Annotated in this window: 9 protein-coding genes; 6 read left to right on the plus strand and 3 right to left on the minus strand. The window is 68.3% G+C overall.

The features are described 5' to 3' along the window. The first annotated feature begins 2 nt into the window (after positions 1 to 2). Both KME78_RS66705 and paaZ read left to right on the plus strand, forming a co-directional pair. Positions 3 to 275, plus strand: coding sequence for a substrate-binding domain-containing protein (locus KME78_RS66705; protein WP_219536371.1), 273 nt, complete (start codon positions 3 to 5; stop codon positions 273 to 275). 99 nt (positions 276 to 374) lie between these two features. Further along, positions 375 to 2,399, plus strand: a complete 2,025-nt coding sequence (paaZ, locus tag KME78_RS46205; RefSeq protein WP_219536310.1) for a phenylacetic acid degradation bifunctional protein PaaZ — start codon at positions 375 to 377, stop codon at positions 2,397 to 2,399. 103 nt (positions 2,400 to 2,502) lie between these two features. Here the strand turns inward: paaZ and KME78_RS46210 are convergent, their stop codons facing one another. After that, positions 2,503 to 3,939, minus strand: coding sequence for a vanadium-dependent haloperoxidase (locus KME78_RS46210; RefSeq protein ID WP_219536311.1), 1,437 nt, complete (start codon positions 3,937 to 3,939; stop codon positions 2,503 to 2,505). 328 nt (positions 3,940 to 4,267) lie between these two features. On the opposite strand from KME78_RS46210, the gene KME78_RS46215 reads away from it, so the two are divergent. Further along, entirely contained in the window at positions 4,268 to 5,422 is a 1,155-nt protein-coding gene (locus KME78_RS46215) for a hypothetical protein (protein ID WP_308127386.1), read from the plus strand. A 331-nt stretch (positions 5,423 to 5,753) separates the two neighbouring features. Here KME78_RS46215 and KME78_RS46220 read toward each other — a convergent pair whose 3' ends face one another. After that, positions 5,754 to 6,611, minus strand: coding sequence for a MurR/RpiR family transcriptional regulator (locus KME78_RS46220; protein ID WP_308127387.1), 858 nt, complete (start codon positions 6,609 to 6,611; stop codon positions 5,754 to 5,756). 370 nt (positions 6,612 to 6,981) lie between these two features. Between KME78_RS46220 and KME78_RS46225 the strand changes: the two genes are divergently transcribed. From KME78_RS46225 to KME78_RS46235, 3 genes are all read left to right on the plus strand, one after another. After that, positions 6,982 to 8,058 (plus strand): family 43 glycosylhydrolase, encoded by a 1,077-nt coding sequence (locus KME78_RS46225; protein WP_219536313.1) that lies wholly within the window; start codon positions 6,982 to 6,984, stop codon positions 8,056 to 8,058. A gap of 29 nt (positions 8,059 to 8,087) precedes the next feature. Continuing rightward, positions 8,088 to 8,567 carry a hypothetical protein gene (locus KME78_RS46230; RefSeq protein WP_219536314.1) on the plus strand — a complete coding sequence of 160 codons (480 nt, stop codon included), beginning with the start codon at positions 8,088 to 8,090 and terminating at the stop codon, positions 8,565 to 8,567. A 430-nt stretch (positions 8,568 to 8,997) separates the two neighbouring features. After that, positions 8,998 to 10,134 carry a LuxR C-terminal-related transcriptional regulator gene (locus KME78_RS46235; protein ID WP_246653392.1) on the plus strand — a complete coding sequence of 379 codons (1,137 nt, stop codon included), beginning with the start codon at positions 8,998 to 9,000 and terminating at the stop codon, positions 10,132 to 10,134. Between the two features lie 109 nt (positions 10,135 to 10,243). Here the strand turns inward: KME78_RS46235 and KME78_RS46240 are convergent, their stop codons facing one another. Then, positions 10,244 to 11,524 (minus strand): NlpC/P60 family protein, encoded by a 1,281-nt coding sequence (locus tag KME78_RS46240; protein WP_219536315.1) that lies wholly within the window; start codon positions 11,522 to 11,524, stop codon positions 10,244 to 10,246. Between the last annotated feature and the right edge of the window lie 344 nt (positions 11,525 to 11,868).

Here is an 11,868-nt window from a genome sequence, read left to right on the forward strand (position 1 = left end):
GGCTGAGCGAGTCTGAGGCATCCCGCTCATCGGCGGGACATACAGGGCTTGTCCGCGATCCTCACCATCGGACCGGCTTCCCCGACGCCGACTGGGCGGAGGCGATCTCCCCGCTGCTCAGCGTGGTGGCCCAGCCGGTCTACGAGCTGGGGGCGGAGGCGGGCCGCCTGCTCCTGGACCGCGTCCACGGCACCGACCGCCGCCCCGTGCATCGCCGCCTGCCCACCCGGTTCATCGAACGCGACTCGGCCGAGTCCGTCGGGACGGGCCCTTGAGCTCCTGAGACACGGCGGTGCCGCTTCCATCCTCCAGACCACCGGGTTAACCTGCTGACTGAACGTCCGGTAGGTAATTCATCGAGGAGGGACCCCGCGGTGACTCCGCTACGCAGCTACGTGTCCGGCCGGTGGCAGGTCCCGCCGGACGAGGGTGTGCCGTTGAAGGACGCCGTGACGGGCGAGGAGGTGGCCCGCGTCTCCGCGACCGGCGTCGACCGGGCGGCGGCGCTGGCGTACGGCCGCGGGGTGGGCGGTCCCGCGCTGCGGGAGCTGACCTTCCACCAGCGCGCCGCGCTGCTGAAGACGCTGGCGCTGCACCTGCGCGAGCACCGTGAGGAGCTGTACGCGCTGTCCGCCCACACCGGCGCCACGCTCGCCGACTCGCGCTTCGACGTGGACGGCGGCATCGGCGTGCTGTTCTCCTACGCGAGCAAGGCCAAGCGCGAGCTGCCCAACGACACCATCCTGGTCGAAGGCCCCGCCGAGCCGCTGAGCAAGGGCGGCACCTTCGTCGGGCAGCACATCTGCACGCCGCTGCCGGGCGTCGCGGTGCAGATCAACGCCTTCAACTTCCCCGTCTGGGGGCCGCTGGAGAAGCTCGCGCCCGCGTTCGTGGCCGGGATGCCCAGCCTGATCAAACCGGCCAGTCAGACGGCCTACCTGACCGCTCGCCTGGTGGAGCTGATCGCCGAGTCCGGCATCCTGCCCGAGGGAGCCGTGCAACTGCTCTGCGGGGAGGCCGGTGACCTGCTCGACCACCTGACCGAGCAGGACCTGGTGGCCTTCACCGGGTCGGCGTCCACCGCGCTGCGGCTGCGCCACCACCCGGCGGTGACCGGCCGCTCGGTGCGCTTCAACGCCGAGGCCGACTCACTGAACTGCTCGATCCTCGGGCCCGACGCCCGTCCGGGCACGGCCGAGTTCGACCTGTTCGTCAAGCAGCTCGTCACCGAGATGACCGTCAAAGCCGGGCAGAAGTGCACCGCGATCCGCCGCGCGCTTGTCCCCGCCGAGGTGATCGACGACGTCGCCGAGGCGACCGCGGAGCGGCTGGCGCGGGTGAAGGTGGGCAACCCCGCCAACCCGGACGTACGCATGGGCGCGCTGGCCGGCCTGGAGCAGCGCGAGGAGGTCCGGCGCGCGCTCAAGTCGCTGCTGGACGCGAGCCGCCTCGTCCATGGCAGCCCCGACCGGGTGGACGTGATCGACGCGGACGCCGAACGCGGCGCGTTCCTGTCCCCGATCCTGCTGCGCGCCGACGACCCCGAACGCGGCGAACCACACGAGGTGGAGGCGTTCGGACCGGTCAGCACCCTGCTGCCCTACCGCACGGCCGAGCACGCCGTCGAGCTGGCCGCGCGGGGACACGGCAGCCTGGTCGGGTCGATCGTCACCGCGGACCCGGCCTTCGCCCGGCAGGTGATCATCGGCGCCGCCCCCTGGCACGGGCGGCTGCTGGTGCTGAACGAGGAGGACGCCAAAGAGTCCACCGGGCACGGCTCCCCGCTGCCCACCCTCATCCACGGCGGCCCCGGCCGGGCCGGCGGGGGCGAGGAGATGGGCGGCGTCCGGGGCGTACTCCACCACATGCAACGCACCGCGGTGCAGGCCGGGCCGTCCATGCTCAGCGCGCTGACCGGACGCTGGGTGCCCGGCGCGCCCCGGGCCGACGGCGAGCACCCGTTCCGCAAGCACCTGGGACAGCTGAAGGTGGGGGACACGGTGGTGGCGGGCCCGCGCACCGTGACCCTCGACGACATCGAGCACTTCGCCGAGTTCACCGGCGACACCTTCTACGCCCACATGGACGAGGAGGCGGCCCGCGCCAACCCCTTCTTCGGCGGCCGGGTCGCGCACGGCTACCTCGTGCTGTCGTTCGCGGCCGGGCTGTTCGTCTCGCCCGACCCCGGCCCGGTGCTGGCCAACTACGGGCTGGAGAACCTGCGCTTCCTCACCCCGACCTTCCCCGGCGACGCCCTGACCGTGACCCTCACCGCCAAGCAGATCACCCCTCGCGAGGACGCCGACTATGGCGAGGTGCGCTGGGACACCGAGGTCACCAACCAGGACGGCGCCGTGGTCGCCAAGTACGACGTGCTCACCTTGGTGGCCAAGGGCTGACCGCGCCGCTTCAGCCGCGCCGCTTCAGCCGCGCCGCTTCATCAGCCGCGCCGCTTCAGCCGCGCCCCGACCGGTAGGCCGTGGCGCGGCTGATTGCCCGGCTTCAGCCGCGGCCCGACCAGTAGTCCGTGGCTCGCTGCCACGCCGCGCTGCCGACCGCCCGGCCGAGTGAGCGGCCCTGCAGGTCGCCGGCGCGGAAGTGGATGCCGCCGTACCTGCGCGACATGCCCGCCTCGTCGGCGGCGTCGGTGAAGGTACGCCAGCGCAGCGTCACGTCGTTCGCGGGGGTCACACCCGGCTCCACCTGCGACGAGCCCTTAGCGATCACCGTCGAGCCGCCGAAGGTGTCACCGCCGGTGAAGCGCCGCAGCACCTCGGCCGCGGCCGAGCTGAACGTGCTGTGGCCGGAGACGTACTCGGCGAACGGCGGCGTCGGGAACGTCGGCACCTGGTAGGGCACCCACGTCGCGCCGTCGATCACCCGGCCGCCCCAGGTCGCGATCTGCTGCCCCTGGTACAGGAAGCGGACCGCGGTGATCGGGCGTACCGAGTCGTAGTGCCGCTTGACCTCCCACGAGGCGATCCCGGCGTCCTGCACCGAGTTGGCCAGCGCGAAGAACATCTTCACGTCCTGGTCGAGGCTGTGCCCGTCACGCAGGGAGATCTGCTGGGCGAACAGGCACCAGTGCCCCGGCGGCGTCTCGCTGCTCGGGCCGTCGGCCCAGTATTCCGCGATCGCCTTCTGGCGGTCGGTCAGCGCGGCGGTGCCCGCCACGATCTCGGCGGCCTGCGTACGGTAGGCGGCCGTGCCGTACGTCGCGGGCGCGGGCACGCCACTGGCCAGGTCACGCGCGCGACCGCTGAAGGAGGCGACCCCGCCCCAGTGCGGCGCCAGGAACGGCGGCGTCACCACTACCCCCGCCTTGTTGCGGTACGTCAGCGGCTGCCACCGGCTCGGATCGTTGACCGTGGTCAGCGGGTCGGCGACCACCATCGGGGCGTTGACCGGCGCGTAACCGGTGGTGTCGGCGTAGCCGCCGAGCTGGTTGGCGCCGTCGGCGTGCCGGTAGTCGAGCACCGCCGTGCAGGCGGCCAGACCGGTCTGGGCCGGCTGGCTGGACTGGTCGGCCGGGTCGTAGCCCAGCTCGGTCATCAGCGCGTCGAACCCGGCCCGCTGCGCCGGATAGAGATCGACGGCCGCCTGATGGGCCGCGTAGCTGATCGCCTGCGCGCGGTTGGCCTCAGTGCGCTCGGCCGCGGGCCGCCGCAGCGACCCGCCCAGCCGGGTGCCGACGGCGACCGGGTCGTAGGCGGCCCACGCGTCATAGGCGCAGGTGTGCACGGTGGCCAGCGCCCTGGCCACCAGCGGCGGCCCCAGCGTGCCGGTGCGCACCGTCGCCAGCAGCGCGGTGTTCCACCTGACCACCACGTTGGGCTGCGCCGTCGCCGCCGCGGTCTGCGCGGGTAAGGCGGGCAGGACGAGCGCGGTGGCGGTCACCAGGGTGAGCGCGATCGCGCGTAAGGACGTCGGGACGGGCATGACAAAGTCTCCTCGCGTTGCGGGCCCCCGTGTGCCCGGTAGGGAGAGGCTTCCATACTCGAACGCGCTTTCGAACTATCCCACCGGTAAGAGCTGTCTTCCTCTGTCTCAGAGAACTCGCCTGCCCCGGGCTATCGCGAGGCGCACGGCGTTTGACACTCCTGACAGCTAACCGCTATCTATTGCCTAACCGTTAGAGGGTAGGCGACGTCCGCTGTATCGCCTTGACGACCTCAGCGACGGCAGGACCCGCGGAGACCTCAACCGCCTCATGAGCGTTCGCCGACAGGCGCCCGGCCCACCGGCGTCTCAATGAAGGGAGCATGACGTGGCATCTGACGCCGCCGGCATTCGGCGATTCATGGTGGACACGGGGGAGCCCCGTGGATGGGTGTCACCCAGGGCAGACCTGGTGATGGCGCTGCTCGGCATCTGGTTCGGGGTCGGGCTGATGATCGACGCCTGGGCGCACGGCAACCTGGCGGAGCTGGAGACGTTCTTCACTCCATGGCACGCGGTGTTCTATTCCGGTTTCGCCGTGGTCTCCGGCTGGATCAGCTGGCAGGTCTGGCGCAACGTGCGCGCCGGGCGGCAGGGGCTGGCGGCCGTCCCCACCGGTTATCTCGCCGGGCTGGTGGCGATTCCCGCGTTCGCCGCCTTCGGGCTGGCCGACATGATGTGGCACACCATCCTCGGCATCGAGACGACCATCAACATCTTTTTCAGCCCGTCACACCTCGGCCTCGTCGTGACGATGATGCTCATCATCACCACACCACTGCGCTCGGCGTGGAACGCCCCCGACATCGGCGCCCGGCCGTCGCTCGGCCGCCTGCTGCCCGCGCTGATCGGGCTCGCGTTCGCCACCACGCTGGTGTCGCTGTTCCTGTCGTACGGCGACGCCATGATGTTCCGTCCCGCGGGCATCGTGCAGGCGTTCTCCATGCTCCAGGACTCGGGCGCCGGGCCGCAGAGCGCCGGGCCGGGGGGCGCCGGTCCCGTACCGGTGGGCCCAGGCGCCGAGCGGCTGGCCGCCGCGATGGTCGTCACCAACGTCATCCTGCTCAGCCCCGTGCTGTTCCTGGTGCGCCGCTGGCTGCTGCCGTTCGGCTCGGTGACCGTCATGTACGCGATCATGGTGCTCATGCCGGCTGCCCAGACGGGGTTCCGCAACGTGCCGATCCTGTTGTCGTTCGTGGCCGCCGGGTTCGTGAGCGACCTGCTGATCCGCCGGCTGCGGCCGTCGGGTGAGCGGCGCACCGCCTACTGGGCCTTCGCCGGACTGTCGGCCTTCGCCACGTGGTCGCTGTACATCGGGGTCGCCTCGGCCGTGGGCGGCGGCCTGCCCACCGTGCCCGAGCTGTGGACCGGCGCGCCGGTCATCGCCGGGCTGATCGGGCTGGCACTCGGGGCACTGCTCCTGCCCAACGCGGTCATCGCCGGACCGGTTCCGCCCAGCGCCGCCGACGCCGAGTGGGCATGATCTGAGGTCTGTGCCTTGCCCCCGCTCTCGTGCCGGGCTGGTTTCAGGAGGCGCACGTGTCGGCGGCCCGCCCCGTGCGGGTTCAGCGGGCGTATTCCTGGAGGCCCTCAGCCATGTGCGGCGGGTGGGGCCGGCCCATGCTTGCCGTACGGGAAGATCGCCTTTCGCCTGAAACGGGGAGCTACGCGATCAGAGACGGCAGCACGGCGGCATCGGTGGGCTTCCCCCGCGCCACATCCTCGGCACTGAACACGTGCGCGCCGAACCGCTCCGCCAGCCCCGTGAGCTCAAGACCGCGGCGGATCTCTTCAGGGCGTCGGCCGGCGTGGGGTCAGGCGCCGGGGCCCGGCCGGTAACGGTGGGGGGCGACGGCTGCGCGGGTGGCCTCAAGAGCCTGCTCGGTGCGAACGTGGTCACGCTGGGTGATACCGATGTAGAGACAGTCGAGCACGATCATCTGGGCGTGGCGGGCGGCCATGTCGCCGGGACGATAGGCGATCTCCCGGGCGCTGGTGACCAGGGTCAGATCGGCGGCCTTGGCGAGGCTGGAGCGGGGGAAATTGGTGACGGCGATAGTGGTGGCGCCGTTGCCACGGGCCTGGATGACCGGTTCGACGACTTCCTTGGTCTCCCCAGAGTGGGAGATGCCGAGGGCGACATCGCCCTTCCGCAGCAGGGCGGCGCTGGGCAGAGCCTCGTGGACGTCGGTCCACAGAAAGCAGGACAACCCGATGCGGTGCAACCGCAGGTGCAGGTCCATGGCGACGGAACGGCTGCCACTGACCGCGTACAGGTCGATGCGGCGAGCGCCGGCCATGGCATCCACCGCGGCGGTGAGGGCGGCCACGTCGAGCTGGGCGGCGGTCTCCTCGATGACCTGGGCGTTGGCCTTGGCCACCCAGTCCAGTACGGCCTCCAGCGGGGCGTCAGGCGCGACGCCGTCGCCCACGTCCCGGGTCCAGCCGGGTCGGGCCTCGGCGCGGCCGCTCTCGGCGGCGAGCGCGAGCCGTAGCTCGGCGTAACCCGAGAGGTCGAGGGCCTGACAGAAGCGGGTGACGGTGGTACGAGAGGTGCCGCTGCGAGCGGCGAGGTCGGTGATGGTGGAAGCGGCGACACCGGAGGGATCGGCGAGCACCACCTCGCCGAGTGCCCGCTCGGCCGGAGTGAGGGCGGGCAGCAGCCCGCGCACACGCGCTGTGATCCCTCCTGCCAGCCTGTGAACTTTTCCCGCCTCGTGCTCCATAGGCGGCAATCGTGCCCGCATGGAGACGCTGCGTCAACCACACGGCCGGGACCGCAGTCCCACTCAGGGTCTGCCCTGATGTGCGGGTGAAATGCTGGTCATAAAGTGGCGCTCGCCGAGTTCGATTTCTATGTGCAATCGAGGCGGGGGGACATTTCATTCGCGTGCCACGCTGGCATCCCGGAAATCCCTGGGCCGGCAGAAGAATCGGTTGACTGCTCTGTTCGGCCGGCTGAAAAGACGGCCATAGCTGTCGCATGCACCGGCACGAGTGGCAACAGGAAATTCACGCAAGGAATCAAAGAGAGGAGACCAAGTGACTGAAACCATCTCGACCGGCGCGGGAAGCGGAAAGACAGGCCGTGAACACGTCCTCCGTCTGCTGGGTGGTGTGTTCGCCGCGGCATCGCTCGTCCTGGCCCTGTTCGGTGCGGCCCCGGCCACGGCGGCTGTCCCGGCGGCTGTCCCGGCCGCTTCCGGTCAGACCATTGCCGGGCTGGATGCTCATGATGGCATGATCACTCAGGTGGGTTCCACGTACTATCTGTATGGAACCAGGTACGGGTGCGGGTTCAATTGGGGCACCCCCGGCACGCCGTTCTGCGGATTCGGGGTGTGGCAGTCGACCGACAGGACTCGCTGGACCTTTGTACGGAACCTGTTCGACCCGTACGGCCGCAACAGTTGGCGCGCGGAGAGTTGGCAGACCACCTGCGGCATCCACGGCGGCGGCTGTTTCAACGCCCGCATGGTGCAACGCGCGAGCGACGGCGTATGGATCTTGTGGTTCAACGCGCCGGACGATTTCCGCCGCACCGGTGCCAACGCCTATTACGCGATGGGCTGCCTGAGCCCGGCCGGACCGTGCGGTGACCAATACGCCGGTGGCACCACGCACAAACCAAATCTGTACACCTGTCACGACAACGGAGATTTCTCCATCGTCAACGACGGTGGCACCGCCTATATCGTGTGCACCACGATCAACCAGTCATTCAACGTCGAGCCGTTGGACCAGTGGTGGACCAACGGCATCGGAGGCGGGGCGACGAACGTAGGCGGGCTGATCAATGTGGAATCGCCCGCGGTGTTCCGGGCCGGCGCCTACCTGTACCTGACCTATTCCGATCCCAACTGCGGATACTGCTCGGGAATCGGCACCAGCTATATATATTCCACCAACGGAATGCTCGGGCCTTGGCACGCTGGCGGCAACATCTCCGACCGCAGCTGCTCCGGTCAACCCCGCAGCCTGAGCTGGCTCGACGGCACCATAACCCAATGGATCGACCAATGGACACCCAATGGCGCGCCCAACCAGACCGGCGCGGCCATCCGCCTCGAACCTCTCAGAATCACCACTCCGCCGCGCATCCAACCCCTGTCCTGCTGACACAAGAAACAGAAGCAAGAGGAGGATCAGTGTTCAAGAATCGCATGCTCGGCCGTATCGGCTTGGCTCTCACCCTGGGGTTGACCCTGTCGCTGGGAACAGCTGGGGTCTCCAACGCCGCGGAGTCCAGAGCGGCCTCCTGTCCGGCGCACGGAAAGCGGTTCCAGATGAGCGGGTCCAACCGGGTGTACCTCGCGGGGCCGGACGACGTGGCGTACGCCATCCCGAACGAAACGATCTACTTCCAACTGTGGAACACCTGGGACGGCCTCACCGTGTGGCCCCGCGATACCGTATCGAGCTGCTTCGGGGGTTCCCACCTGTGGAGCGACGCTTTTCTGATCAGGGATCCCACCTCACCCAGGGTGTACCTCTATGACGATCGGATAGGGCGCTTCCGCTGGATCACGAGCGAGGCCGTCTTCGACCAGTACGCCTTCGCGCGGAACAAGATCCGGCTGTTTCCCGTCTCTCCGGAAGAGGTCAGCTGGGACAACTGGGACAACTGACGGCACGGTCCGCCCCACCGGCGATTGTCGTGGTCTGGGCTGATCCGGAAGTTGGGCGGGGGACGGACAGGTGTCCGTCCCCCGCTTTCGTCACGAGCTTGTACGAGACGTCGGCCCGCTCCGCCCCCACCACAAACCGGCATTCTCCGCAGTGCGTGGCGCCCCGCGACCCTTGGTTGACGGTCGCCTTTTACGGGCATTGACGGACGGCCCGGCGATGGGCAGGATTACCATTTGTGGAGGTTCATTCGGGAAGAATTCACAGAACTGGCACCGGTCGCACCTGTGGGTTACCGCCCACTCCTGGCTCCCTCCCCACGGGCGCCGATCGCGCGAAACAGGCGGGCCAGAGGCCGTGGGAACCCCGCAGAGGAACGGTGCACCAGGGATCTTCATCAGGCTTGTCAACGCGCATGACGGGGGATTTTCGATGCTGCGTATCCACTTCTCAGCCGAGGACCTCGCCCGAACCCGAATCGCCGACGGCCCGGACCCGATGTGGGAAACGCTGCTGAGCCTGCATCTTCTGCAAGAACGGGCCACACCCGGGGCGTTCGGGCGATGGAGGGCCGACGTACAAGGCCACCTCCCCGCCAGCGCGGCCCTGCTGTATGAGCTGGCGCCCGCGCAGGGCTATTCCGCGGACTTTCTCACTCCCGCGGAGACCGCCGGCAACCCGGAGTTTCGCCTAGGCATCGACGCCGTCTTATCCACGCCCCGTGAACGGCTCCGCGACGACATCGTCCATCTGATGGCCGAACGGCGGTCCACTCCCTGGCTGTGTTGCCTCGCCGACGGCGGGCGTGCGGCCATCCAGCGGCTCGGAGAAGCGCTGCGGCAGTACCACGCCAGCGCCCTCACGCCTTACTGGCGGGAGATCTCTCACCGTGTCGGGGCCGATCGGGCGTTCCGTGCGGGCACGTTGCTGGATCACGGCCTGGGCCGGCTGCTGAGCACGCTCCACCCCGCGATCCGGTGGGAACAGCCCGTACTCACCTTTCCTTACGGCCGGCACGACCGGGACCTGCATCTGGACGGGCGCGGCCTCCTGCTCGTGCCGTCATTCTTCTGCTGGCGTACCCCTATCTGTCTGAGGGATCCCAGCCTCGCCCCGGTCCTGGTCTATCCGATCGACCACGCACCGAACCGGGCTGTCCCCGCCGACGACCGCACCGCGCGGACGCCGAGCTCCCGCCCATGGGCCGCGCCATCAGGCCGAACCCACGCGGCGGATCTGGGGACGACCGTCCTCGACGAGGATCTCTCCCACCTGGACGCCAGAGGCGTCGCCGCCGCACGGCTGCGTCGGCGGAGCCCGCGGCAAGCGGCGGGCCCGCTGAACGAGCTCACCGTGCGAGAACAGCAGGTGCTCGCGCTGATGGCCCAGGGACGTTCCAACGAGGCGATCATTCAGTGCCTGGGCGTTGGCGCCAAGACGGTTGAGACGTATGTACGCAACATCTTCGCCAAGCTCCACCTGGAGCCGAGCCTCACCGACCATCGACGGGTGCTGGCCGTACTGGCCTATCTGCAAGCCAGCCCACACCCGACCGTTGACCGGCGCTGAGGACGAGCATGTGGAGACCCTGGCGCAAACCGAGCCCCGGGCACCTGCCACGACAGCCGTAAAAAGGTGAAGTGCCCCCACTTGGGAGCACTTCACCCGTTACTTATGTCTACTGGAAGTAGCCGACGATGGGGATGTCGCCCTTGGTGGTGTCGCCGAAGGCGACCTGGGTGAGGATGCTGCCGTTGGCGGCGCGGATGATGAACTTGTTCTCCGACTTCCGGTAGACGGCGAGGTTGTCGTAGGCGCTGTTTTCGAAATGTCCGACGACGGGGATGTCGCCCTTGGTGGTGTCGCCGAAGGGAACCTGGGTGAGGATGCTGCCGTTGGCGGCGCGGATGATGAACTTGTTCTCCGATGCGCGGTAGACGGCGAGGTTGTCGTAGGCGCTGTTTTCGAAATGTCCGACGACGGGGATGTCACCCTTGCCGGTGTCGCCGAAGGGGACTTGGGTCAGGACGCTGCCATTTGCGGCGCGAATGATGAAGGTGCCCGTGGACTTCCGGTAGACGGCCAGGTTGTCGTAGGCGCTGTTTTCGAAATGTCCGACGACGGGGACGTCGCCCTTGGTGGTGTCGCCGAAGGGAACCTGGGTGAGGATGCTGCCGTTGGCGGCGCGGATGATGAACTTACTTTCCGATGCGCGGTAGACGGCGAGGTTGTCGTAGGCGCTGTTTTCGAAATGCCCGACGACAGGGATGTCGCCCTTGGTGGTGTCGCCGAAGGGAACCTGGGTGAGGATGCTGCCGTTGGCGGCGCGGATGATGAACTTGCTTTCCGATGTCCGGTAGACGCCCAGATTCTGGTAGCGGCTCGACTCGATGACGTTGTCATACCGGATGGGGGTGAATCCGGAGGCGTATGACGCGCTCCAGGTGTCCTGCTTCGCCCAGGAACCGGGCTCGGTCTCCTCCTGCACGATGGGCTGGGTGTGCGCGGCGTCCGCCCAGCCCACGAAGAGTGCCATGTGAACGTCCGGCTTGATCAGCGCATCCCCGGGCAGCAGGTCGGCCCTGGCGATCGCGTGGGATACCGGGTCGAAGTCGCGGGTGGTGCGCGAATTGGTCAGGCCCCAGGCCATCGAGACGAATCCCGAGCAGTCCTGCCGGTAACTGCCGTACTGGTTGGAGTAGCAACTCGACTGGCTGTAGGGGACCGATGCGTCCACCCACGACTGGGCCCGCTGCCGGATCTGCTCGCGGGTGAGTTGCTGGTTGGCGTCGTAACTACCGCAATCGAACAGCGGCTGGACGTCGTCGCCGCCGTTAGATAGCGCGGCCGCCATCGCACCGGGCACCGGGCCGGCGAGACCGGCACCCGCAAGGGTGGCGACCAGGGTGGCAAATAAGAGCGCGGTCTTTCGAAGACCACGCACACGCCTTGGCTGCATAGCATTTCTCCTTATTCTCTGCGACTCTTTCCGTGATTCCGGCCGAGAATTCCGAGGTCACACATGGCGTCATGAACTGCCCGGAGTGAGACAGCGCTGTTCCCCGTGAATGACTCAGCCTGGATCCGCTCGCACCGCGATGCTGATGGCTGCGCGCGGTGTTACCGAAAGCTCAGCCTCCGGTGAACATCACGCTAGGGCCGGGGTCGCACCCGCACATCAGGGCAGACCCTGAGCGCAGAGATATTCACTCGTCGTTTCTTCTCGACAAGCTGAAGACGATTCCCGCCAGAAAAGAAGTTCATGCGCACAATGGCGGGCTGCTTTCCGGCTTGTCCCTCAAA

The sequence above is a fragment of the Nonomuraea guangzhouensis genome, from assembly GCF_019396345.1.
In the GTDB taxonomy this organism is placed as follows: domain Bacteria; phylum Actinomycetota; class Actinomycetes; order Streptosporangiales; family Streptosporangiaceae; genus Nonomuraea; species Nonomuraea guangzhouensis.